The 24,146-nt window shown below is 65.1% G+C and carries 22 protein-coding genes; 13 read left to right on the top strand and 9 right to left on the bottom strand.

Going from position 1 to position 24,146, the window contains the following annotated elements; genetic code table 11:
- Positions 1 to 79: 79 nt before the first annotated feature.
- The gene (locus AB7290_RS41405; RefSeq protein WP_063979905.1) at positions 80 to 817 is read right to left on the bottom strand and encodes a helix-turn-helix transcriptional regulator; all 738 of its coding nucleotides are present in this window, start codon (positions 815 to 817) and stop codon (positions 80 to 82) included.
- A 165-nt stretch (positions 818 to 982) separates the two neighbouring features.
- Here AB7290_RS41405 and AB7290_RS41410 point away from each other — a divergent pair, with 165 nt between their 5' ends.
- From AB7290_RS41410 to AB7290_RS41450, 9 genes are all read left to right on the top strand, one after another.
- Entirely contained in the window at positions 983 to 1,159 is a 177-nt protein-coding gene (locus AB7290_RS41410) for a hypothetical protein (RefSeq protein ID WP_014491261.1), read from the top strand.
- Between the two features lie 249 nt (positions 1,160 to 1,408).
- The gene (locus AB7290_RS41415) at positions 1,409 to 2,347 is read left to right on the top strand and encodes a LysR family transcriptional regulator (protein ID WP_085399242.1); all 939 of its coding nucleotides are present in this window, start codon (positions 1,409 to 1,411) and stop codon (positions 2,345 to 2,347) included.
- Between the two features lie 143 nt (positions 2,348 to 2,490).
- The gene (locus AB7290_RS41420) at positions 2,491 to 3,369 is read left to right on the top strand and encodes a shikimate dehydrogenase (RefSeq protein ID WP_085399241.1); all 879 of its coding nucleotides are present in this window, start codon (positions 2,491 to 2,493) and stop codon (positions 3,367 to 3,369) included.
- 58 nt (positions 3,370 to 3,427) lie between these two features.
- On the top strand, positions 3,428 to 4,558 hold the full coding sequence (locus AB7290_RS41425; protein WP_085399240.1) for an ABC transporter substrate-binding protein: 1,131 nt from the start codon (positions 3,428 to 3,430) through the stop codon (positions 4,556 to 4,558).
- Between the two features lie 236 nt (positions 4,559 to 4,794).
- On the top strand, positions 4,795 to 5,670 hold the full coding sequence (locus tag AB7290_RS41430; protein WP_063979909.1) for a branched-chain amino acid ABC transporter permease: 876 nt from the start codon (positions 4,795 to 4,797) through the stop codon (positions 5,668 to 5,670).
- On the top strand, positions 5,667 to 6,665 hold the full coding sequence (locus tag AB7290_RS41435) for a branched-chain amino acid ABC transporter permease (protein WP_071909113.1): 999 nt from the start codon (positions 5,667 to 5,669) through the stop codon (positions 6,663 to 6,665). Before AB7290_RS41430 ends, AB7290_RS41435 begins: the two co-directional genes overlap by 4 nt.
- Positions 6,662 to 7,405 (top strand): ABC transporter ATP-binding protein, encoded by a 744-nt coding sequence (locus tag AB7290_RS41440; protein WP_085399239.1) that lies wholly within the window; start codon positions 6,662 to 6,664, stop codon positions 7,403 to 7,405. Before AB7290_RS41435 ends, AB7290_RS41440 begins: the two co-directional genes overlap by 4 nt.
- Before the next feature lie 9 nt (positions 7,406 to 7,414).
- Complete coding sequence (locus AB7290_RS41445; RefSeq protein ID WP_085399238.1) at positions 7,415 to 8,152, top strand: ABC transporter ATP-binding protein; 738 nt, start codon at positions 7,415 to 7,417, stop codon at positions 8,150 to 8,152.
- On the top strand, positions 8,149 to 10,020 hold the full coding sequence (locus AB7290_RS41450; protein WP_085399237.1) for a bifunctional sugar phosphate isomerase/epimerase/4-hydroxyphenylpyruvate dioxygenase family protein: 1,872 nt from the start codon (positions 8,149 to 8,151) through the stop codon (positions 10,018 to 10,020). Before AB7290_RS41445 ends, AB7290_RS41450 begins: the two co-directional genes overlap by 4 nt.
- A 294-nt stretch (positions 10,021 to 10,314) precedes the next feature.
- Here AB7290_RS41450 and AB7290_RS41455 read toward each other — a convergent pair whose 3' ends face one another.
- Positions 10,315 to 11,487, bottom strand: coding sequence for an ABC transporter substrate-binding protein (locus AB7290_RS41455; protein WP_028148067.1), 1,173 nt, complete (start codon positions 11,485 to 11,487; stop codon positions 10,315 to 10,317).
- A 300-nt stretch (positions 11,488 to 11,787) separates the two neighbouring features.
- On the opposite strand from AB7290_RS41455, the gene AB7290_RS41460 reads away from it, so the two are divergent.
- On the top strand, positions 11,788 to 13,050 hold the full coding sequence (locus tag AB7290_RS41460; protein ID WP_135215218.1) for an NAD(P)/FAD-dependent oxidoreductase: 1,263 nt from the start codon (positions 11,788 to 11,790) through the stop codon (positions 13,048 to 13,050).
- Between the two features lie 205 nt (positions 13,051 to 13,255).
- Here the strand turns inward: AB7290_RS41460 and AB7290_RS41465 are convergent, their stop codons facing one another.
- From AB7290_RS41465 to AB7290_RS41475, 3 genes are read right to left on the bottom strand one after another with little or no spacing between them, the layout of a single operon-like run.
- Complete coding sequence (locus AB7290_RS41465) at positions 13,256 to 14,467, bottom strand: ABC transporter substrate-binding protein (RefSeq protein WP_085399257.1); 1,212 nt, start codon at positions 14,465 to 14,467, stop codon at positions 13,256 to 13,258.
- Between the two features lie 51 nt (positions 14,468 to 14,518).
- Positions 14,519 to 14,842, bottom strand: a complete 324-nt coding sequence (locus AB7290_RS41470) for a 2Fe-2S iron-sulfur cluster-binding protein (protein ID WP_085399235.1) — start codon at positions 14,840 to 14,842, stop codon at positions 14,519 to 14,521.
- Between the two features lie 12 nt (positions 14,843 to 14,854).
- Positions 14,855 to 16,063 carry a cytochrome P450 gene (locus tag AB7290_RS41475; protein ID WP_085399234.1) on the bottom strand — a complete coding sequence of 403 codons (1,209 nt, stop codon included), beginning with the start codon at positions 16,061 to 16,063 and terminating at the stop codon, positions 14,855 to 14,857.
- An 83-nt stretch (positions 16,064 to 16,146) separates the two neighbouring features.
- Here AB7290_RS41475 and AB7290_RS41480 point away from each other — a divergent pair, with 83 nt between their 5' ends.
- The gene (locus tag AB7290_RS41480; RefSeq protein WP_085399233.1) at positions 16,147 to 16,653 is read left to right on the top strand and encodes a MarR family winged helix-turn-helix transcriptional regulator; all 507 of its coding nucleotides are present in this window, start codon (positions 16,147 to 16,149) and stop codon (positions 16,651 to 16,653) included.
- Between the two features lie 347 nt (positions 16,654 to 17,000).
- Here the strand turns inward: AB7290_RS41480 and AB7290_RS41485 are convergent, their stop codons facing one another.
- On the bottom strand, positions 17,001 to 18,851 hold the full coding sequence (locus tag AB7290_RS41485) for a feruloyl-CoA synthase (protein ID WP_085399256.1): 1,851 nt from the start codon (positions 18,849 to 18,851) through the stop codon (positions 17,001 to 17,003).
- Positions 18,852 to 19,000: 149 nt separating this feature from the next.
- Here AB7290_RS41485 and AB7290_RS41490 point away from each other — a divergent pair, with 149 nt between their 5' ends.
- The gene (locus AB7290_RS41490) at positions 19,001 to 19,507 is read left to right on the top strand and encodes a MarR family winged helix-turn-helix transcriptional regulator (protein WP_085399232.1); all 507 of its coding nucleotides are present in this window, start codon (positions 19,001 to 19,003) and stop codon (positions 19,505 to 19,507) included.
- A gap of 192 nt (positions 19,508 to 19,699) precedes the next feature.
- Positions 19,700 to 21,505, top strand: a complete 1,806-nt coding sequence (gene atzF / locus AB7290_RS41495; RefSeq protein WP_085399231.1) for an allophanate hydrolase — start codon at positions 19,700 to 19,702, stop codon at positions 21,503 to 21,505.
- 111 nt (positions 21,506 to 21,616) lie between these two features.
- Here the strand turns inward: atzF and AB7290_RS41500 are convergent, their stop codons facing one another.
- From AB7290_RS41500 to AB7290_RS41510, 3 genes are read right to left on the bottom strand one after another with little or no spacing between them, the layout of a single operon-like run.
- A complete protein-coding gene (locus AB7290_RS41500; protein ID WP_071909100.1) occupies positions 21,617 to 22,339 on the bottom strand; it encodes a GntR family transcriptional regulator in 723 nt (240 codons plus the stop codon).
- 4 nt (positions 22,340 to 22,343) lie between these two features.
- Complete coding sequence (gene hpxZ / locus AB7290_RS41505; RefSeq protein ID WP_071909099.1) at positions 22,344 to 22,736, bottom strand: oxalurate catabolism protein HpxZ; 393 nt, start codon at positions 22,734 to 22,736, stop codon at positions 22,344 to 22,346.
- 12 nt (positions 22,737 to 22,748) lie between these two features.
- Positions 22,749 to 24,143: an AtzE family amidohydrolase gene (locus tag AB7290_RS41510; RefSeq protein ID WP_085399230.1), complete on the bottom strand. Its 1,395-nt coding sequence runs from the start codon at positions 24,141 to 24,143 to the stop codon at positions 22,749 to 22,751.
- Positions 24,144 to 24,146 lie beyond the last annotated feature (3 nt).

The raw sequence follows: 24,146 nt of genomic DNA on the forward strand, positions 1-24,146 counted from the left end.
ACCCCCATTCAGCCGGAATGAGGGGCAGCCTCTGCGAAAAGAGGCAGGTTCGATATTGGGAAATTTCCCAGTACGTCGCTTAGGGATTGATGAGCTTGTTGCGAATCGCCAGTGCAACCGCATGCGTACGGTTGACGGCACCGAGCTTGCGCGCGGCGGTTGCAAGATGCTCTTCTGCGGTGCGCTGCGTGATGTGCAGGATCTCGCCGATCTCCCAGGCCGACTTGCCCTGCGAGGCCCAGGCGATCACCTCGCGCTCGCGCGGGGTGAGACGCGTCGACAGATGCGGCGCCGGATCCAGCAGGCGGCGAATATGGTCGAAGCCATACATTGCCATCAGGTGCAGTGCCGGCTTGCTGCGGGGATTGAGGTCGAGATGGACGCCGCCGAGCGACACCGCCGCCTCGTAGCCGGTGAGCCCGTGGATCGGCACGATGAAGCCGCGCGACATGCGAAAATCGCCGGCGCGGTTCATCACCTCGGCCGCGCTCGGCTCGAGCTCGGCATCATAGGGCGCTTCCGACCACTCGAACGGATTGACCGATTGCCGGCACAGCCGCACCACGGGGTCGACGCGGTCGTAATTATTCTGGGTGTAGAGATTGAACCATCCTGCCGGCCAGCGCTTGGCGAGCACCATCTGCGCGAACCGCTGATCGGGATTCGGCAACCCCGTCACGATGATGGTCTCGAAGCCGAAGCGACCGAACGCCGCCTCAAGCGCATTCATGGCGTCCGGTACCTTGCGATAGGTCCCCAGGCCTTCGATGAAGTCGAGCGCTTCCCGGCCATAATCTACGGCGTCTACGGCGGACATCGGTACGTTTCCTGAGCCTCGTCGTAGGTATAGCACGTATTTGGGAGCTGCCTCAATTCGCTGCTTCCGTAGTTTACCGGCCCTCGTCTGCACCCGAGATTTAATCTACTTGTGGAGGAAGTGACGTCAAGTTACACCTATGGCGTCTGAAGCGGGAAAATCACGATGGAAGACGAGGACATCGCCCTCAACAGCGTGCTCGGCCTGGAACTCAACCGCGTGTTTTTCGCCGTCCGCGAAACGGCAAACAAGCAGAAGATCATCGAGTACGCGCGCGAAGTGCTGCAGCGCGAACGCGCGGAGCGGCCCGGCAGCGCGTCGCCCGAGAGCCCGGCGAGCTAGAACGCGGTTACAGGTGAGGCGTACGTTCTGCGCGAGCGGCGCCCTTCCATTCGAACGTGCCGATTTTGGCCGAAACATTCTGACTGCGAAGTTAATCAGCAATTGTTGCCGGTGAGCGAGCTGCGCTCTTACCCTCCCCTGGAGGGGGAGGGTGAAGCGCCGCCCGCTCCGTCGCACACTTGCCGCTGGATGACATCACGGCTCTCGTGAGATGATCGCCACCACGATCCTCTTTGGGATGCCCACGACATGATGACGCTGCGCCAGGTTGAAGTGATCCGTGCCGTGATGGTGACGGGTACCATCGGCGGCGCGGCGAAGCTGCTCAACGTGTCGGCGCCGGGGATCAGCCGGCTGGTCAAATACACCGAGCGCACGCTCGGCATCCGCTTCTTCCAGCGCCAGAACGGGCGCTATTTCCCGACGCCGGAAGCCGAGAACATCTTTGAGCAGATCAACGGCGTCTACAAGAAGGTCGACGACCTCTCCGAGCTCATCTCCAAGATCGGCCGCGGCGGTTTGTCGGAATTGCGCATCGGTTCGGTGCCGAGCATCTCCCAGGTGATGGTGCCGCGCGCGATCGAGCGCGTCCGGCGCCGCTACCCCGATCTCGGCATCGACATCAACATCCTCAAGCTCGAGGAGGCCATCGACTACCTCCTGCTCGGCCGCGGCGAATGTGTGGCGATGAGCTATCGGCTCGAGCATTCCGGGCTCGACTTCATGCCGCTCGCCTCGGGTGAGCTCTATTGCATCGTGCCGCCGGGTCACGAGCTTGCCGGCCGCAAGCAGGTCTCGGCGGCCGAGATCACCCGCTATCCGCTGATCGGCATCGATCCCAACGATCCCTACGGCCGGATCATGGCCGGGATCTTTGCGCGCCACCGGCTCGACTACAACATCACGATCCGCGCGCGCTTCGGCACCACGGTGTGTGCGCTGGTGAAGGCAGGGCTCGGCATCGCCATCATCGACCAGTTCACGGTGGCCCATGGCGGCTATCCGGGAATCGAGCTGTTGAAGATCACCGAGCCGACGCGGTTCGAGACCTATATCGCGGTGAAGCGCGGCGCGCCGCTGTCGCTCCATGTCGAGTATTTCATCGAGGCCCTGCGCGCCGAGATGCGCGCGGTGGAGCCGTCCCGCAGCGAGGGCAACACCGCCCCGGCACGCGCGCGGAAGAAATAACATTATGTTAGGTTTGCCCAATAAATGGGTAATTGTGTTAGGCACGGGAAAGGCTATCGTCGCAACTGGAAGCCCCTTGGAATTGTGCGGATTTCCCCGCTAATGGCCAGGACCCAACGCTCCCAACGAGACGATAGCCAACCATGTCCAAGCGCGGATACGCCGCCAGCAAGAAGCTTCTCACCGGCCTGATCGGGGCGCCGATCGCGCATTCTGCCTCCCCTGCCATGCACGAGCGGGCCGCCGAGGCGCTCGGCCTGCGCGGTCACTACCAGCTCATCGAGGTCGCCGGCGCCGATGCGGCCGGGCTCCGCATGATGCTCGAGGGCGTGCGGCGGCTCGGCTTTGCCGGCGTCAACGTGACTTACCCTTACAAGGAAGCGGTGGTCCCGCTGCTCGACGAGCTGGCGCCGGGCGCGGCCGCCATGGGCGCGGTCAACACCGTCGTCGTCAAGGACGGCCGGCTGATCGGCCACAACACCGACACGACCGGGTTTGCACGTGCGGTCGCGCCGCTGCTGGCACCGTCCGCAAATGCAGTCGCCGTGATCGGAACGGGCGGCGTCGGCAAGGCGATCGCCTTTGCACTGGCGAGCCTAAAGGTCTCCGGCCTCCGCATCTTCGACAGCGAGACGGCGCGCGCCGAAAAGCTCGCTTCATTGCTTGCCAGGCACGGCGGCGCCACGGTGGCTAAAAGCGTCGAGGACGCGCTCGATGGCGCAACCGGCCTCGTCAACGGCACGCCGGTCGGCATGCTGCCGAACCGGGGCATGCCGGTCCCGGCGGCCTTGCTGCACGAGAAAATGTGGGTCGCGGACGCCGTCTATTCGCCGCTGATCACGCCGCTGCTGGCAGCGGCACAGGCCAAGGGCGCGCGGATCATGACCGGGCGGGAGCTCGCGATCTACCAGGCCGCTGACGCCTTCGAATTGTTCACCGGCCTTGCCCCATCGACCGAGGTCATGGGAGAGGCATTCGACGAGGTGATGGCGGCGCGAAGCGCGGCCTATCACGCCGCGTAACCGAAGCGGCCGGACACAAGGCCGCGGACAACATCAACGAAAAATGGGAGGAGTGACCATGAAATCGACCCTAGTGGCAGGCGCCTTGCTTGCCTTCGCGACTGCAACCAGCGTCCACGCGCAGGCGATCAAGCTCGCCGACGTCGCCGAACTCTCGGGCGGCGGCGCCACCGTCGGCACCAACTGGAAGAACGGCATCGACCTCGCGATCGAGGAGATCAACGCCAAGGGCGGCGTGCTCGGACGCAAGTTGGAGGTCAGCCACGCCGATTCGCAGTCCAACCCCGGCGTTGCCCGCGCCCAGGTGCAGAAGGCGCTCGACGCCGAGCCCTATGTCCTGCTCGGGCCCGGCTATTCCGGCTCGGTCAAGGTGACGGCGCCACTCGCGGCCGAAGCCGGCATCGCGCAGATCATGGGCGGCGAAGCCGCCGAACTGACGCAAGGTGGCAACAAATTCCTGTTCCGCACCTCGTTCGGCCAGCAGTCGTCGATGCCGAAGGTCGCAAAATACATCCACGACGACATGAAGGCGAAGACGGTCGCGGTGGTCTGGGTCAACAACGACTTCGGCCGCGGCGGCCGCGACGTCGTCGTGAAGGAACTCGACCGTCTTGGCTCCAAGGTGGTCGCCGACCTCTCGACCGAAGCAGGCCAAGCCGACTTCGCCGCCGACGTCGGCAAGATCAAGGCCGCCAATCCCGACGCGGTGTTCGTCTACCTGAATGAAGAAGAGAGCGCGCGCATCCTGAAAGAGCTGAAGCGCCAGGGCGTCACCGCGCCGCTGATGGGCGAGACCACGCTGATCGGCCAGAAGGTGATCGAGCTCGCCGGCGATGCCGCCAACGGTGCGCGCGGCCATGTCGGCCTCACCACGGACGCACCGGTCGACCTGATCAAGGCGTTCCGCGACAAGTTCGCCAAGAAGTACAATTACGTGCCCGACCATAACGGCCTGAAGGGCTATCTCGCCGTCTACATGGTGAAGGCCACCACCGAGAAGATGGGCAAGGTCGACAGCAAGGCGTTCGCCGACACGCTGCACGGCCTGACCATCAAGGCCGCGGACGAGCCGGGCATCCTGATGGACGTCACCTTCAGCGAGACCGGCGACATCGACCGGCAGAGCTTTCTGGTCGAGGTGGTCGAAGGCAAGCAGGTGGTGAAGCAGGTCCTGCCGAAGGTGAAGTGAGGCTTTTTCGCCTCTCCCCGCGCCCGTCCCGCCGAAGCTTCAGCGAAGGCGGACCCAGGGAGAGGTCTCTCCTCTCCCTCGCCCCGCTCTTCGCGGGGAGAGGGTTGGGGTGAGGGGTGCTTCTGCGCAGACGGTGAGAGATGAGCTTGCGGAGACAGCCCCTCACCCCCGCCCTCTCCCCGTAAGAACGGGGCGAGGGAGACGACAGAGCGGCGGTAGGGACACGAGAGGGGAAAATGTCCAATCTGTTCGATCTTCTGGTCGCGGGACTAGCCACCGGTGCGATCTATGCGCTGGTCGCGGTCGGCTTCACGCTACTGTGGCAGACCTCGCAGACCATCAATTTCGCGCAAGGCGAGTTCGTGATGCTGCCGGCGTTCCTGATGCTGGCGGCGATGCATGCCGGCGCGCCGTTCTGGCTCGCGATCATCCTCGGCATCCTGCTCTCGATGCTCCTGCTGGGCCTCGCCTTCAAGATGCTGCTGGTCGATCCGATGATGCGCCATGGCGTGCTGCCGCTGGCGATCGCGACGATGGCGCTCGCGATCGGCATCAAGGAGGCCGTGAAGCAGTTCTTCAGCGCGGAGGCCTCGCCCTTCCCCTCGATCGTGCCGACCGGCGATATTTCCATTCTTGGACATGCCGTATCGCTGCAAAGCATCGGCGTCCTCGTCCTCGCCATTCTTGCCGTCTTCGGCCTGACGAGCCTTCTCAACCGCACTTCGCTCGGTCACCAGATGCAGGCGGCGGCGCAGAACCCGACGGTGGCGCGCATCATCGGCGTGCCGGTCGAGCGCATGATCCTGCTGACGTTCCTGATCAACGCCTTCCTGGTCGCGCTGGCGTCGCTTTTGATCACGCCGATCTACCTCGCAAAGTTCTCCTCCGGCGAGGTGCTCGGCCAGGCCGCCTTCATCGCCGCGATCGTCGGCGGCTTCAACCAGGTGCGCGGCGCCATCGCCGGCGGCCTCCTGATCGGCGTGCTCGACAATCTCGCAGCCGCCTATGTCTCGACGCAGTACCGCGCCGCCGTTCCGATGATCTTCCTGATCGCTGTCATCCTGTTCCGGCCGCAGGGCTTGCTCGGCCGCGCCGAGGAGCGCACCGTATGAGCGGCTTCGCCAAACCGTTGAAGATCGCGCTCGGCCTCATCGTCATTGCCGGCCTGATCATCGTCCCCATGAATTTCAACCGCTACGGCCTGTTCATCCTGAGCCAGTGGGCGGTGATGAGCATCGCCGCGATGGGGCTCAATTTGACACTCGGCTATGCCGGCCAGGTCTCGCTGGCGCAAGGCGCCTTCGTCGGGATCGGCGCCTATGCGGCAGCGATCATGACGACCCATGGCTGGCCGCTGCCGGCGGCGATCGTGGTCGCGATTGCCTTGAGCTTCGCGGTCGGCTGGGTGCTCGGCTATCCGGCGCTGCGCGTGCAGCACCATTACCTCGCCTTCGTCACCCTCGCCTTCTCCACCCTCGCCTTCCTGGTGTTCCGCAACGAAAGCTGGCTCACCGGCGGCATCTACGGCATCTCCAACATTCCCCGGCCGCACATCTTCGGCATCGCGACCAACAAGCCGCTACCCTTCTACTATGTCTGCCTCGGCTCGCTTGCGATCGTGTCGCTCGCGGTGTGGTGGCTGATCCGCTCGCCCTGGGGCCGTGCCTTCATGGCATTGCGCGAAAATCCGCTGCGCGCGCAGTCGCTCGGCGTGGACACAAGGCGCTATACGCTGATGGCGTTCGCGATCGGCTCGGCGCTCGGCGGCGTCGCCGGCGCGCTCTATGCGCCGCTGACGCAATATATCGATCCCGTGCCGTTCAACCTGTCGCTCTCGCTCGACCTCTTGATGATGGTGATCGTCGGCGGTGCCGGCTTCTACTTCGGCCCCTTCCTCGGCGCGATGATCGCGGTGCTGTTGCCGGAATGGCTGCGCTTCACGGAAGGGTATTATCTGATGCTCTACGCGGTCGCAGTGATGCTTCTCTTGATCTGGTCGCCGACCGGCATTCTGGGGATTCTCGATCGCTACCTCGCCGAGCGCCGCACCAAGGCGGCCTCCGCACTGCGGGCCGTTGCAAAGTCCCGGCTGGAGACGGTGCAATGAGCGCGGTCCTGGAAGTCACCGGCATCAAGAAGAATTTCGGCGGCATCAGCGCGGTCGACGGCGTCTCATTCGACGTCCGCGAGGGCGAGATCCTCGGCCTGATCGGCCCGAACGGCTGCGGCAAGTCGACCCTGTTCAACTGCATCCTCGGCCAGCTCACACCATCAGGCGGCGAGGTCAAGCTCGACGGCAAGGTGGTCACGGGCCTGCGTCCCGCCGAGCTCAACAAGCTCGGGGTCAGCCGCACCTTCCAGCTCTTGCAGGTCTTCCCAAAGCTCTCGGTGCGCGAGAACCTGATCCTCGCGGGGCAGGAGCACCAGGGCAACATGGCCTCGCGCCTGGTCGGCCGCTCCGATGCCGGGCTGACCGAGGCCGCCAACCAGATGATCGGCTTCTTCAAGCTCGACCATCTCGCCGACGAGCCGGCCGGCGGGCTCTCCTATGGCCAGCAAAAACTGCTCGATGCCGCGATGGCCTTCATGGGCGGGCCGCGCCTCGTCCTGCTCGACGAGCCCGCCGGCGGCGTCAACCCGTCGATGCTGTCGGACCTGAAGGATCGCCTGGTCGCGATCAACCGCGAGAAGAACGCCACCTTCGTCGTGATCGAGCACAACATGGAATTCGTGATGTCGCTGTGCTCGCGCGTGATGGTGATGGCGGAAGGCAAGGTGCTGGCGATGGGGCGGCCGGACGAAGTGCGGAAAAATCCCGCCGTGATCGAAGCCTATCTCGGACATTAGGAAGCCATCATGAGCGACCCGATCCTCTCGGTTCACAATCTCGTCGGCGGCTACGGCAAGATGACGATTTTGAACGGCACGACGTTTGCCGTGCCGCAGGCGACCATCACCACCATCATCGGCCCCAACGGTGCCGGCAAGTCGACCGTGTTCAAGGCGATCTTCGGCCTGTTGAAGCTGCGCGAAGGCAAGATCAGCTTTGCGGGCCGCGACGTCACCAATTTGAGCCAGCGCGCGCTGCTCAATGCCGGCATCTGCTACGTGCCACAGGGCCGCAACATCTTTCCCGAACTGTCGGTGCGCCACAATATCGAGCTCGGCGGCGTCTCCGCCGGCAAGGGCATCGACCTGTCCGCACGGATCGAAGCCGCGCTCGACCTGTTTCCCGCGCTGCGCCGCAAGTCGGCGCAGCAGGCCTCCACGCTCTCCGGCGGCGAGCAGAAGCAGCTCGAGATCGCGCGCTCGCTGCTGCTCGAGCCCAAGCTCGTGCTGATCGACGAGCCCTCAATTGGCCTGTCGCCGCTGATGGTGCAGCAGACCTTCGACATCCTGAAAGGCTTGCGCGACCGCGGTGTCACCATCCTGATGATCGAGCAGAATGCGCGCTCGGCGCTGGAGATTTCCGACATCGGAATCGTGCTCGAGCTCGGCCAGACCCGCATGGTCGACGGCGCGAAGCGCATTCTGAACGATCCGCGCATCGGCCAGCTCTTTCTCGGCGGCGCCATGGAGGACAACGCAGCATGAACAAGCGTTCGATCGCGACCGTCTCGCTCTCTGGCAGCCTGGACGAGAAGCTCCGCGCCATCGCATCAGCCGGGTTCGACTCGGTCGAGATTTTCGAGAACGATCTGCTGTCGTTCGGCGCAAGTCCGCGCGAGGTAGCGCAGCTGTGCAAGGATCTCAATCTCGAGATTTGCGCATTCCAGCCGTTCCGCGATTTCGAGGGCATGCCGGAGCCGCAGCGGACGCGCAACTTTGCTCGCGCCGAGCGCAAGTTCGACCTGATGCAGGAGCTCGGCACCGACCTGCTGCTGATCTGCTCCAACGTCTCGCCCGCCTCGCTCGGCGGCATCGATCGCGCCGCGGACGATTTTCGCGAACTGGGCGAACGCGCGGCCAAGCGTGGGTTGCGAGTCGGTTACGAGGCGTTGGCCTGGGGCCGCCATGTCAACGACTACCGCGATGCCTGGGAGATCGTGCGGCGCGCCGATCATCCCGCGATCGGCGTCATTCTCGACAGTTTTCACGCGCTCGCGCCCGGCTTTCCGGTTCGCGCCATGGCCTCGATCCCCGGCGACAAGATCTTTCTGGTGCAGCTCGCCGACGCGCCGAAGCTCGAGCTCGACATCCTCTCGTGGAGCCGGCACTTCCGCTCCTTCCCCGGCCAGGGCGATCTGCCGGTCGGTGAATTCATGCAGGCCATCGCAGCGACCGGCTATGCCGGGCCGCTGTCGCTCGAAATCTTCAACGACCAGTTCCGCGCCGGCTCGTCCGCGCAGACCGCGGTCGACGGCCTGCGTTCGCTGATCCTGCTGGAGGATCAGCTTGCACCGGATTGGCCGAAGCTTGTCAGCGAGCCGCTGGCGCCGAAGGCGAAGAGCCATGGCACCGGCTTCATCGAGTTTGCCGTCAACGAGACCAAGGCGGTCGACCTCGCCCGCCTCTTCGCGCAGCTGGGCTTCCGCAAGACCGGCAAGCATCGCAGCAAGGCCGTGGAGCGCTGGTCGCAGGGCAAGGTCGAGCTCGTGATCAATTGTGAGACCGACGGCTTTGCGCATTCGCACTACGTCACGCACGGCCCCGGCGTCTGCGCGATCGCGCTCGACGTCGACAATGCCGGTCTTGCCATGCAGCGCGCCGAAGCGCTGAAGACGCGCACCTTCTACCAGCCGGTCGGGCCGGGCGAGCTGGAGATTCCCGCGATCCATGGCGTCGGCGGCAGCCTGCTCTATTTCCTCGATCAGGCCGGCAAGAACTGGGATACCGATTTCGAGCCGGTCGCAAGTGACGCGAACGCCGACGCCCTGCTCGCCGTCGATCACATCGCGCAGTCGATGCCCTACGACGAGATGCTGTCCTGGCTGCTGTTCTACACCGGCATTCTCGACCTGAAGCGGCTGCCGCAGATGGAGATCGCCGACCCGCGTGGCCTCGTGCAGAGCCAGGCGGTCATCAACGCCGACCAGAGCCTGCGCTTCGTGCTCAACGGCTCATCCGCCAACCGCACCCTGCCGGCGCGCTTCATCTCGGAGTTCTTCGGCTCGGGCGTGCAGCACGTCGCGTTCTCCTGCCGGGATATTTTTGCGACGGTCGCCGCGATGCGCAAGCGTGGCGCGGATTTCCTGGATATCCCTGATAACTACTACGACGACATCGAAGCCAAATACGACCTCGCGCCCGACCTGATGGCGCAGCTGCGCGCCAACCACATCCTCTACGACCGCGAAGGCGACGGCGAGTTCTTCCAGGTCTACACCCACATCTTCGATGAGCGCTTCTTCTTCGAGATCGTGGAGCGACGGGATTATCAGGGATTTGGGGCAGCCAATGCCGGGATCAGGCTCGCGGCGCAGGCCCGCGAGGTAAGGCCTGCGAGCATGCCGCGGGTGTAGGTCTTCGCCTCTCCGCGCCTGCGGGGAGAGGCCGGAATTTGCGGTGGCAAATTCCGGGTGAGGGGGACTCTCCGCGAGTCATATGTCCCCCAGGAGCAACGCTCTCTCAACACGTCATTGCGAGCGCAGCGAAGCAATCCAGAGTCCCTCCGCGGAGACAGTCTGGATTGCTTCGCTGCGCTCGCAATGACGATGTGGGGACTATCGAGGAATACAACGACCTTCGTCCCCGCGGAGACTCCCCCTCACCCTGACCCTCTCCCCGCAGGCGGGGAGAGGGGAAGAGGCATCAGCTCACTTCATCGCGCACTTGTCGTGGAAGCGATCCTGGTCGTTCTCCACGATCGTCGCGACCGTCTTCAGCGAGAGCTGGCCTTCGCCGTCCTTGACCACGTCCTGGAGATAGAAGCTCTGCACCGGGATGTGGTTCTTGCCGTATTTGAACGGGCCGCGCAGCGACTTGAAGTTGGCCTTCTCCATCTCGGCCTTCATCGCGTCCTTCTTGCTGGTGTCGCCCTTCACCGCGACCACCGCGCTGTTGATGAGCTGGGCCGCGTCATAGGCCTGCGCGCCATAATAGGTCGGGCGCAGATTGGGGTACTTCTTGCGGTAGTCGGCGACGAAGCGCTTGTTCTGCTCGTTCGGGAGGTCGTTGACCCATTCCTGCGCGCCGGGCACGCCGAGCGCGTTCTCCTTCTGGAGCGGGAGCGAGAGCTCGTCGACCGTGAAGGCGGTGTAGAGCGGCATCGTGCTCTTCAGGCCGGCCTGCGCATATTGATTGAGGAACTGCACGCCGGCCGCACCGGGATAGAATACGAAGATCGACTCGGCGCCCGAGGCGCGCGCCTTGGAGAGCTCGGCGGAGAAATCGAGCTGGCTCGGCCAGACCGTGTATTCCTCGCCCTTGACCTCTCCCTTGAACGTGCTCTTCAGGCCCGCGAGCATGTCCTTGCCGGCCGCGTAGTTCGGCCCGATCAGGAACACGCTCTTGACGCCCTTCTGGTTCATGTAGAGGCCCATGGCGGCGGGCGTCTGGTCGTTCTGCCAGGAGGTCGAGAACACGTAAGGCGAGCACAGTTCGCCGGCGAGCTGCGACGGACCGGCATTGGCCGAGATCAGGAAGGTCTGCGAATCCACCGCGGTCTTGAGCGAGGCCAGGAGCACGTTCGACCAGATGTAGCCGACGATGAAATCGACCTTGTCGGACTGCACCAGCTTCTCGGTCTTCTGCTTGCCGACATCGGGCTTCTGCCCGTCGTCCTCGTAGATCACCTCGACCGGCTTGCCGTCCATCTTGCGGCCGATGTGATCCAGCGCGAGCTCGAAGGAGTTGCGCATGTCGTTGCCGATCACGGCGGTCGGGCCGCTGAAGGTCGAAACGAAGCCGATCTTGATGGTGTCGCCGGCGAAAGCCTGATTTGCCAGCACCAGCGCCGCTGCGCCCGCCAGCCAGAATGCCGTCCTCATAACCACTCCCCTCCTTATTATTGATCCCGGAAACGGGGTGATCGCCGCCCCGGGTCTGTCTCTATTGAACGTAAAATCTGTCGCGCCGCCAATGGCTCAGCGCCCGCCCCTGCACCATATTTCGCCCCAATCGAGGATGGCAAGAAATATAATTCTACTCACTTCGTCCAAGGCTGCGGCGCTTTTTCGCGGGATGACGATACGCCCAGCCTATGCCGCGATTGATGACGGCTATTGGACTACGGCGCCCAATGCGCACTTACATGAAGGAGAGCAGCAGCGAGATTCGAGGGTGTTATCATGGCCGCAAATCCCCACCGCGTCGTCATCGTCGGAGCCGGCTTCGGCGGGCTGGAGGCGACCTACCGGCTCGCCGGCAGCCCGGTCGAGATCACCCTGATCGACCGCCGCAACCACCATCTGTTTCAGCCGCTGCTCTATCAGGTCGCGACCGCCTCGCTCGCGACCAGCGAAATCGCCTGGCCGGTCCGGCACCTGATGCGCGACCGGCGCGAGGTGACGACCCTGTTTGCGACGGTGAGTGGCGTCGACGCCGACCGGCGCTGCGTGCTGATCGACGACGGCAGCGAGGTGCCCTACGACACGCTGGTGCTCGCCACCGGCGCCCGCCATGCCTATTTCGGCCATGACGAGTGGGAGCAGTTCGCCCCCGGCCTGAAGACGCTGGAAGACGCGACCACGCTGCGCCGTCACATCCTGGTGGCATTCGAGCGCGCCGAGCGCGAGACCGATCCGGCCAAACGCGCGGCGCGGCTGACCTTCGTCATCGTCGGCGCCGGCCCGACCGGCGTCGAGCTCGCCGGCACCATCGCCGAAATGGCGCACCACACGCTCCCCGCCGACTTCCGCAACATCGACACCCACAAGGCACGCGTGGTGCTGATCGAGGCCGGACCGCGCGTGCTCGCAGGCTTCCCCGATGATCTCTCGGCCTATGCGCAGGCCTCGCTGGAAAAGATCGGCGTCGAGGTCGTGCTGGGCCAGGCCGTCACCGAGATCAACCGTGAGGGCGTCGTGTTCGGCGGCAAGCTGCTTGAGGCAAAGACGCGGATCTGGGCCGCCGGCGTGCGCGCTTCGCCCGCCGCCGAATGGCTGGGCGCGCCAAGCGATCGCGCCGGGCGCGTGGAGGTCCAAGACGACCTGACGATACCTGGTCATCCCGAAATCTTTGCGATCGGCGACACCGTCTTGATCAACGCCTGGGACGGCAAGCCGGTGCCCGGCATCGCGCCGGCCGCCAAGCAGCAGGGCCGGCATGTCGCCGAGACCATCAAGGCGCGCCTGCGTGGCGAGAATAAAGGTGCATTCCGCTACAAGCACTCCGGCAGCCTCGCACAGATCGGCAAGCGGCTCGCCGTGATCGATTTCGGCAAGGTCAAACTGCGCGGCACCATCGCATGGTGGATCTGGGGCATCGCCCACATCTACTTCCTGATCGGGCTGCGCCACCGCCTCAGCGTCGCCCTGAGCTGGCTCTGGATCTACGCCCGCGACCAGCGCGCGGCGCGGTTGATCACGCAGGGGAGTAGCAAGGTGGCGTAGGGACGCTGCCTCTTCTCCCTCTCCCCGTTCTTACGGGGAGAGGGTTGGGGTGAGGGGCTTCTCTCCACACGCGAGATCGTCGATAGACCTGTACCCCCTCACCCGGATCGCGCCGGACGATGCTACGCATCGCCGGGGGCGATCCGACCTCTCCCCGCAAGCGGGGAGAGGTGAAGGAAGACCGCGCTCGCGGCTACGCTGTTGCCTACTTCACCAACTCACATCCGCCCTCCGTCATCGGCCTAAACGCCTGGTCCGCGGGGATCGTCGAGACCAGCTTGTAATAGTCGTACGGATATTTCGACTCCTCCGGCTTCTTCACCTCGAACAGATACATGGGATGCACGACGCGGCCGTCCTGGCGGATCGTGGTGTCGCCGAACAGCTTGTCCTTACCCCTGAACTTCTTCATCTCGGGCACGGCGTCCTTCGCATTGTCGCTGCCGGTCGCGGCGACCGCGTTCAGATAAGCGAGCGTCGAGGCATAGACGCCGGCCTGGTTGCCGCTCGGCATCTTGCCGTTCATGCCGGGTCGCGCGGCGAAGCGTTTGGCAAACGCGCGGGTATCATCGTTCATGTCCCAGTAAAACGCTTCCATGAGCTGGAGGCCCTGGGCGACCTTGATACCCATGCCATGGACGTCGTTGATGAAGAGCAGGAACGCGACGAGCTTCTGCCCGCCTTGCTGGATGCCGAACTCGGCAGCCTGCTTCACCGCGTTGATGGTGTCGCCGCCGGCATTCGCAAGGCCGATCACCTGCGCTTTCGAGCCCTGCGCCTGCAACAGGAAGGAGGCGAAATCGGAGGTGCCGAGCGGATGTTTCGAGGAACCGAGCACCTTGCCGCCGTGCGCCTCGATGTATTTCTGCGCCTCCGCCTCGATGCCCTTGCCGAGCGCATAGTCGACCGTGAGGAAATACCAGTCCTTGCCGCCGCGCGCCATCATCGCAGCCGCGGTGGTGTTGCCGGTCGCCCAGGCATCGTTGACCCATTGGATCGTGTTGGGCGAGCAGGCCTTGCCGGTGAGATCCGAGCTCGCCGTGGACGACGCCAGGAAGGTCATGCGGCTGTCGCGCAGCAGCGTGTTGATGGAGAGGCCGACGGCCGAATTCGGCACGTCGACGATGGCATCGACACCCTCGACATCGAGCCATTTGCGCGCGATCGCGTTGCCGACATCGGCCTTGTTCTGGTGGTCGGCATAGACGATCTCGACCTTGATGTTCTTGCCGCCGCCGTTGAAGTCCTCGGCCGCCATCCGCGCAGCTTCGACCGAGCCCATGCCGTTGGTGTCCTGGAAGATGCCCGAGATGTCGTTGAGCACGCCGACGCGCACGACATTGTCGGAGATCTCGGCGCTTGCCGCGCCGCTTACCAGGCTCGCCGCGAGCGCAAGCGTCCATTTCAGGTGTTTCATCGTTCCCTCCCCTTTGTGTGTCGCGCCGGTCGCCGCCGGCACGTTCTGGAATCAGACCTGCCGTTCCGGCAATCTCAGCACCAGCCCGTCGAGCGCGGGCGTAATCATGATCTGGCAGGCCAGCCGGCTGTTCGGCAGCCGCTCGGCGGCGGTGCCGTCGAGCAGCGCGTATTCGTCATCAGCCATCGCGGACAGGCGCGCGAGCCAGGCTGCGTCGATATAGACGTGGCAGGTCGCACACATGGCATTGCCACCGCACTCGGCCAGGATGCCGTCGAGACCATGGCGGGTCGCGGCCTGCATGGCGCTTTCGTCGCCTGAGGTTTCGACACGATCGGACTTGCCGTCGGCATGGATGAAAGTGATGGCGGGCATCAAGGCTCCTCGTCAGGCCGGGGTGATGGTGACCGGCAGGCTGTCGAGCCCGCGCAGCGTGTTGTTGAAGCGGCGTTTCGGCTCGCCCGTGATCTCGATCTTCGCGATACGCCGCGCCAGCGCCGTCAACATCACTTCGCCCTCGAGGCGCGCGACGAGCTGGCCGACGCACATGTGGATGCCGGAGCCGAAACCGACATGGCCGGACGAGCGGCGCGTGACGTCGTAGCTGTCGGGCTTGTCCCAGCGGCGCGGATCGCGATTGGCGGCGGCAAGGAACATCAGCACCTTCTCACCTTCGCCGATCGTCGCGCCTGACAGCTCGACCTCACGTGTGGTGGTGCGGAAGAAGGTCTGCACCGGGCTTTCGAAACGAACCGCTTCCTCGAAGGCGCTCCGCGCGAGCGTGAGATCGCCGCGCAGGCGCTGCCATTGTTCGGGGAAGCGCGCGAGGCAATAGACGGCCGCGCCGATCCCGTTGACAGTGGTGTCGAGACCAGCCGACAGCAGCGAGCGCACCAGCAGCGGCGCTTCGGTGGCCGTGATCGCGCCCTCGTCGACCTGGGCATGAATGCAGGCGCCGAAGCCGCCGGGCGCAAGGTTCTCGCGCTGGCACTGCTCGGCAACATAGGCTTGATGGGGCGTCGAACGCGCAATCGCCTCCCGGCGCAGCTCATTGGGCGGCCCGAATGCGTTGAACACGACGCTCGCGTAGGGAATCAGATGCTCGCGCCCCTCGGATTTCAGCCCGAGCGCATCCGGGAAGATCGAGAGCGGATAGGCCTCGGCGAGGTCGGCGATCGCGTCGAAGCTGCGCCTTTCGATCAGCGCGTCCACCCGCTCCTCGGCCGCCGCGGCAAAGCGGTCGCGCACCTGCTTCATCACGGTCGGCGACAGCACCTTCGAGAGTACGGCGCGGGTCCGCGTATGCGCGGGCGGATCGGCCTCGAGGATCAGGCTCGGCGGCCGCCACGGCGTCTCCTTCTTGAAATCGGAGAGGCCGACGCCGCGGCTGGAGCAGAACGTCGCGGGATCGTTCAGCACGGCGTGGACCTCGGCATAGCGTGCCACGCCGTAGACGTTCCACTTGTCGAGATAGACGACCGGACCTGCCTCCCGCAGCAGCTCGTGCGTGGGATAGGGGTCGGCGAAAAAATTCATGTCGAAGGGATCGACGTCGAGATGCGGGACGCCTGATACGGCGGAGCCAGGTGCGCTCATTGAAGTCCTCCCTCATTTTGATCTTGTGAAAGGGCCGCGCTTGCCCTTAGGTCTTCGGACACGCCGCGAGACAAAAGACCGATATGCCGCCGTCTTCGACCAGAGCCCGCCAAAGGCCCGCACCCGCCGAAACCGGGCCGACGCTCGATCTCGACCGTTATGTCCCGGCTTTCATCACCTTCATCGCCAACAAGCTCTCGAACAGCGCTACCGCGTTCTACCAGCGCGAGTTTGGCGTCAACGTCACGGAATGGCGGATCATGTCGCTGCTGGCGATTGAGCCCGGCATTCCCGCCTCGCGGATCTGCCACGTCATCGGTTTTGACAAGGGGCCGGTGAGCCGGACGCTCGCGGGGCTGGAGAAGCGCGGACTGGTCTCGATTCGAACCGACCCGAACGATGGCCGCACCCATTCGATCTCGCTGACGGCGAAGGGCCGCGCCACCCATGACAGGGTGATCGTCGCGGCGTTCGAGCGCGAGCGGCGGCTGTTGTCCTGCCTGAGCAAGGACGAGCGCGAGGTGCTGATCGATCTGCTGCGCCGGCTGCACGAAAATCTCGGCGCAGTGACCGGCAGCAGCACCACCTGACGCGCGCGTGAAGCGCGCGGCATCGCCGCCTTCAGGCATACGCCGGCATTTGCCCGCGGCACCCTCTCTGCCGAGCATCGTTTCCTCCAGGATCAGGCGCAGCGGTTCCCCCGCCGTCATCCTTGTCTGGAACGGTTCGCACAAATTAGTTGCTTAAGCAACAAAAGAATCATGCAGGATATTGCGGCAGAATAGCTGGCTTAGTTGGCGGCAGCTCTATCCCCGTCATTGCGAGCGCAGCGACGCAATCCAGAGCCCCTTCGGGGAACGATTCTGGATTGCGTCGCTGCGCTCGCAATGACGATGTGGAGAGAGCGTGGCCTCACTCTGACTTGATCTGCCCGTGGCTACAGACCGATCCACTCACCCGACGCATCATCATTCACCCGCGCCACTGCATCGGTCCGCCGCGTCAGCCCGGCGCGCTGGTTGATGTAACCCTTGTCGGTGATCTCGCCGCCATCGACCGACGGCGGCTCGGCGAGCAGCAGCGCGCGCGTGGCGTGGCCGGAGGAGTTGGCGCCCTGCCCCTTCAGCTTCGCCAGGCCCTGCGCGATCGCAGTCCTGACCTTGCCATGCGCGAGCACATCGTTCACGCCTGCCGTCTCGGGCAAGCCGGCATGGGCACGGCAAGAAGCCATATTCGGGAACACCAGGAAGCGCACCTCGTCGCCGCCATGGCCGGTGACGACGATGTCCTGCGCCAGCGGCGCCAGCGCAGCGATGCCGGCCACGCGCAGCGTACCGACGCTGACCCAGGTGCCGGAGTTGAGCTTGAAGTCCTCCGCGACGCGGCCGTCGAAGAACAGACCCCGCTCCGGCCTGTTCGCATCGGCAAGCTTCACGGCATCGCCGATCAGATAAAAGCCTTCGTCATCGAAAGCCTGCTTCGTCAGCTCCGGCGCCTTCCAGTAACCCGGCGTGACATTGGGGCCGCGCACGCGCACCTCCAGCTTGTCGCCCGACGTGACGAGCTTCAGCTCGGTTCCGGGAATGGGCACGCCGATATTGCCCGAACGCTCCGCGAGGAAATGACAGTCGGTCGCCAGCGGTGACGTCTCGGTCGAGCCCCAGGCCGACACCATCGGCAGCGGACGACCAACAGTCTCCACCGAAAGCTGCTCGAGCGCGTCCCAGAGGTTCTGCGGCAGCGCGGCGCCGGCATAGAAGGCGAATTTCACCTCGCCGAAGAAGCGGCGGCGCAGTTCCTCGTCGCCGCGCAGCGCTGCGATCAGCATGTCGAAGCCGCGCGGCACGTTGAAATAGACCGTCGGCATCACGCTTTTCAGATTGGCGAGTGACGTTGCGAAGAGACCGGGCGCGGGCTTGCCGCCGTCGATATAGAACGACCCGCCGTTGCGCAGCACGAGATTGAAATTGTGGTTGGCGCCGAAGGTATGGCTCCAGGGCAGCCAATCGAGAATGATGAGATCGCTGTCGGCCTGGTCCAGGAACGTCCAAGTTTGCGCCTTGGCCTGCTGGCTCGAGGTCAGCATGCGCTGGGTGTTGATGACTGCTTTCGGCGTGCCGGTCGAGCCCGAGGTGAACAGGAATTTTGCGATCGTATCCGGCGTCACCGCGGCGAGGGCTTTTGCGACGTCGCCCGTTTCGGGCGTCGCCGCGATGTCACGGAAGGCCAGCGCATCGGCATCGCCGGCATTGCCACTGATGATCTGCGCCTTGTGCAGCGGCTCGATCGCGGCCAGCGCCGCGGCAAACGGCTTTGTCGCCGAGACATAGATCACGCCCGGCTGAAGCAGCGAAATCATGCTCTTGAGCTTGTCGAAATCTTTCGACATCAGCGAATAGGCCGGCGAGATCGCGGCCGAGGGAACGCCGACATGCTGGGCGGCCAGCGCAAGCAACGCGTGATCGATGCTGTTGTCGGAGAGGATGACGACGGGACGCCCGGCGCTGAGGCTCTGCGCCAGAATCCAGGACGCCGCCGCGCGCACACGCCGCAGGGCACCCGCGTAGGTCATGGTGGCCCAGGGCGTGTCGGCGCTGTCGCGCTCGGCGAGGAAGATCGTATCGGGCGTCTGCCGCGCAAAATGCTCCAGCCAGTCGCCGATGCAGCGCGCGCCGTCGCGCAGGGGCTCTGGCGAGCGCAGCACGATGCTGCCGTCGGCGCGATGCTCGGCGACGGTCTTGGGCGTTGCGAACAGGCTCGAAGCGTCACCGCGTGCGGCGGTTGTCATGGTTTCCTCCTCGCCCGTATCCGGGATCGGCTGCAGCCTCGTTCCGGGCCGCTTTTGGCCATATTGTTGGGCACGACAATTGTTGTCGTCAACAACAATCTTCCGCACAGGCCTTCGGGGCGCTAAGGTTGCACGGCAGGAGAGATTACGTGACAGCCAGCGCAGCCCGAACTGAGCCCCGCCCCTCCCCACGCAAGCGGGCCGGCAACGGCGCCGCGCGGCCGAACGACGCGGACGAGATCGGCCTCGACGCACTGGTCGGGCACGCCGGTTATGCGGTGCGGCGCTTCCAGATCTGGATCTTTCAGGACTTCATCAAGACGCTCGGCGCGGTCGACATCAAGCCGACGCAATATTCCGTGCTGACGGTCATCGGCGCCAATCCGGGCTTGTCGCAGATGGCGGTGGCGAAGCGTCTCGGCATCGAGCGCGCCCGGCTGGTGCATCTGCTCGACAGCCTCGAACAGCGCAAGCTGGTGAAACGGGTCAAGTCGAAGGCGGACCGCCGCTCCCACGCGCTGCACCTCACCGCACCGGGGGAGACGGCGCTTGCCAAATTCAAGCGCCTCGCCGCCGAGCACGAGCGGCATGTCGTGGAGAAGATCGGCAAGGAGAACCGGGAGCGGCTGCTCCAGATCCTCGCCGGCTTCACCTGATCGACGCTGCCCAATATTTGCGCAACTGCCCGTATCGGGGCGCTGGCACGACGGCCCAACAATCCTCGAAATATCTTACAAGCCACTGATCCTTCGATAATATCCGAAGCATAGCGCCTGCCCGGATTGTGTACACAATGGCACATCGCTTGCTTCAATCCGGGTAAGACCTGTTGCCGGAGTTTTGTCACCATGGGGGCTGAGCAGCCTGAAACGATCGCCGCGATTGTGGCCGCGCATCGCGCGGGCACGATCACGCCTGCGCAGACCGTCGCGCGAACCTATCAGCGCATCCGCGATCACAACGATCCCGCAATCTTCATCAGCCTGCGCGACGAGAAGGACGCGATCGCGGAGGCCGAGAAGCTTGCCGCAAGGGATGCCACCAGCCTGCCGCTCTACGGCGTGCCGGTTGCGGTGAAGGACAATATCGACGCGCTGGGATTTCCGACCACCGCGGCCTGCCCGGCCTTCTCGTATACGCCGACGCATGATTCGACCGCGGTGGAGCGCCTGCGCGCGGCCGGCGCGATCATCATCGGCAAGACCAATCTCGACCAGTTCGCAACCGGCCTCGTCGGCGTGCGCTCGCCTTATGGCATCCCCAAAAATTCGATCCGCGAGGATCTCATTCCCGGCGGATCGAGCTCGGGCTCGGCAGTCGCGGTCGGTGCCGGACTCGTGCCGCTGTCGCTGGGCACGGACACCGCCGGCAGCGGCCGGGTGCCGGCGATGCTCAACAACATCGTCGGGCTGAAGCCGAGTCTCGGCATGATCTCGACTGCTGGCCTCGTACCGGCCTGCCGCACGCTCGACTGCATCTCGGTATTCGCTTTGACGGTTGACGATGCTGCGCTGGCACTCTCCGTGATGGCGGGGCCGGACCAGGCCGATCCGTTCTCGCGCGACCGGCCGCTCGGCGCGATCACGCCGTTCCCCGCGAATTTGCGCCTCGGCGTGCCCCGCAACGGGCAGCTGATCTTCTTCGGCGACAGGAAGGCGGAAGCCGCTTACGGTGATGCGCTGAAGCGCTGGACCGCGCTCGGCGCTAAGCTGGTCGAGTTCGACCTCGAGCCGTTCTACGAGACGGCGCGGCTGCTCTATGAGGGGCCGTGGGTCGCCGAGCGTTATCTCGTGATCAAGGATCTGCTGGCGTCCGCGCCTGATTCGATTCATCCGGTGACGCGCGAGATCACCGCCGCCGGCGCGCGGCTGACCGCCGCGGAAACCTTCTCTGCGCTCTACCGTTTGCAGGGCTTGCGCAAGATCGCCGAGCGGACGTTTGCCAATATCGACGCGCTGGTGCTGCCGACGGCGCCGACGGCGTATACGACCGCCCAGGTGCTGGCCAATCCGATCGAGCTCAACAGCCGGCTCGGCACCTACACCAATTTCGTCAACCTGCTCGACCTCTGTGGCCTCGCGGTACCGGCGTCGATGCGCACCGACGGCATTCCGTTCGGCATCACGCTGCTCGCGCCTGCGGGGCGCGATGCGCTGCTTGCGAGCATCGGCCGTGCATTCCATGCGGATACGAAGCTGACCGTCGGCGCGAAGGGCGTCGCGCAGGCACCGCTGGCGCCGCTCGCAGCAAACGGCAGTGACGAGATTCCGATCGCCGTCGTCGGCGCGCATCTCTCCGGCATGGCGCTGAACGGCGAATTGCGGGCACTGAACGGAAAGCTGATCGAGGCAACGAAGACCGCGCCGGACTACAAGCTCTACGCGCTTCAAACCACGCCGCCGAAGCCAGGCATGCTGCGCCTCGAGGCGGGCACGGGCGCGTCGATCGAGCTGGAAATCTGGTCGCTGTCGTCATCCGCCTTCGGCAAGTTCGTCAATGCGATTCCCGCACCGATGGCGATCGGCACGATCAGGCTTGCGGATGGCCGCAGCGTGAAGGGATTTCTCGTCGAGCCGGAGGTGCTGGGCGAGGCGCGAGACATCACGGCGTATGGTGGCTGGCGGAAGTTCATGGCGGAGGCCGCGAAGGCGTAGCTGCCGTAGGGTGGGCAAAGCGTAGCGTGCCCACCAACAGCATTAGTTAGGATAGATGGTGGGCACGGCGCTTTGCGCCTTTGCCCACCCTACGGTACCGCGTTTGCCGCCCTACACCGACACCGCGTAAATCTCATACTCGCCGCGCACCAGCTCGATATGCGCGCGCATCGCAGCCGCAGCGCCCTGCTTGTCGCCGCGCATGATGGCGACGACGACGCGATCGTGCTCGGCCTGCGACTTTGCCAATCTGCCGAGGTTGCGGAACTGGGCGCGGCGGAACGGTTGCACGCGGACGCGCGTCGCCAGCGTGATCTCGGCGATGTAGCCGTTCTGCGATCCCGCATAGATCGCGTTGTGGAAGCGCTCGTTGACCTCGTGGAAGCGATCGGGATTGCCGGCGTAGCTGAGAACGCGCAGCTCTTCGTGGATGGCTTCAAGACCATGGCGCTCGGCGGCCGACATGCGTTCGGCGGCAAGGCCCGCGCACAGCGCCTCGAGCTCCGCCATGGCCTCGAACATGCTCTTGAGACGCTCGACCGAGGGCTGCGCCACCACCGCACCGCGATGGGCGCGCGATTCGACGAGGCCGCTCGCCACCAGCTGCCGCAGCGCCTCGCGGACCGGCGTGCGCGAGACGCTGAAGCGCCGCGCGATGTCGGTTTCATCCAGCGGCGCGCCGGGGGCCAGGGTTCCGCGTACGATCTCGTCGGCGAGTTGAAGCCGCAGTTCCTCGGCGCGCGTGATCTTGTGCAGGCTGGGCTGGGCCCGGTCGACGCGCGGCACCACCGGCTCGGCCGGCAATGTTCCGGGCGGAAGATCGTCAAGCGTCATACGATCAGGTCTCTTTCGACTCGTCGATGATGCTGACATGGGCGGCGACGACGCGCCAGCCCTCCGCGAAGCGAATCCAGGTCTGCATTTGCCGGCCGACCTTGCCGGGAGCCGTGTCGCGATAGAACAGAGTGGAGGCCACGGCCGTGTCGCGGCCATAGCTGGTGATCACGGTTTTCGCGGTGCGGCGGTTCAGGCCGACCGGCGAGCGGCCGGCGCGGAAGCCGGAGATCGCCTCATAGCCGTAAAGGTTCTCGCCGATGCCATAGCGCAGCGTGCGGGGATCGTTGCGGAAGAGCTCGCCGAGCACGGCGACATCATTGGTGACGAGCGCCTGCTCATAGCGATCGAACGCGGCCTTCACTTCCGCGATCACCTCGGGGAGATCGATCTCCATTTTAAATCCCTCTCAAAGTCCCCTTGGCGACGGCGCGGAGACCACGCCCATCTTCTCCAATGCGTGCGCCACGCGCAGCGCGATGTCCTCGCGCCAGGGCGCGGCGATGATCTGCACGCCGATCGGCAGCGGCTCGAGCGGCACCGGCACGGCGACCACCGGCAATCCGATGAACGAGATCGGCTGGGTGTGGATGCCGATATTGGCGCGCACCGGCAACTCGACGCCGTCAAGCGTGAAATTCACCTGGCCAAGCTTCGGCGCGGTGCAGGGCGTGGCCGGTGCAATCAGCACGTCGACAGATTTGAAGATCTCGGCGAGCTGCGCGCGATACCAGCGGCGGAATTTCTGCGCGCGGTCGACCAGCGGCGCCGGCACCATCGCGCCGGCGATCAGCCGGTCGCGCACGGCGGGATCGAAATCGTTCGGGCGCTTGCGCAGGCGATCGAGATGCAGCGAGGCGCCTTCGGTGGTGGTGATGACATAGGCCGCCGCGCGGGCGCGCGAGGCTTCGGGGACGTCAACGATCTTCGTCGCGCCGAGCGCCTTGGCGACGCGGCTGACGGCTTCGACGGCCTCGGGAAACACGTTGTTCTGAAAGTGCCCGCCGGCAATCGCGATGCGCAGGTCCGACACCGGATTGGCGAGCAGCGGCAGCGTCGGCTCCAGACCGCGCGTGGTACAGGCGGCATCATCCGCATCCGGTCCCTGCATCGCGTCATAGGCGAGCGCGAGATCGGTCGCCGAGCGCGCGAACGGACCGAGATGATCGAGGCTCGCGACGAACGGGAACGAGCGCGCCCGCGACAGCCGGCCATAGGTCGGCTTCAAACCAAAGATGCCGCAGAAGGAGGACGGCACGCGGATCGAACCATTGGTGTCCGAGCCGAGCGCGATCGGCACCAGCGCGCCGCCGACGGCGCTCCCCGAACCACCGGACGAGCCGCCGGTCATCCGGGTCGTGTCATGCGGATTGCGCGAGGGACCGTCATGGACGTTCTCGCCGGTGAAGTCGTAGGCGTATTCGCCCATGTTGAGCGCGCCGACGAGCACGGCACCGGCGGCTTCCATCCGCTCGATCAGCGTGGCGTCGCGCTTGGCAGGCGCGAGGTCGCGGTTGATCTTCGAGCCGGCGCGTGTCGGCAGGCCTGCGACGTCAAACAGGTTCTTCACCGCGAAGGGAACACCGGCGAGCGGGCCAACCTCCTTGCCCGACGCGATGTCGGCGTCGATCGCACGCGCCTTCGCACGGGCGCGATCGGCGGTGACGTCGGTGAAGGAATTGAGGACGCCATCGTGCTGCTTGATGCGCGCAAGCGCTGCTTCGGTGGCATCGAGTGCCGACATCTTGCCGCCGGCCACAGCCTTGGCGATGTCCGCAGCCGTCATCTCTGGCTTGGTGGTCATAGC

It is taken from the genome of Bradyrhizobium sp. 613_E4_N2_2 (genome assembly GCF_052075995.1).
Lineage (GTDB): Bacteria > Pseudomonadota > Alphaproteobacteria > Rhizobiales > Xanthobacteraceae > Bradyrhizobium > Bradyrhizobium barranii.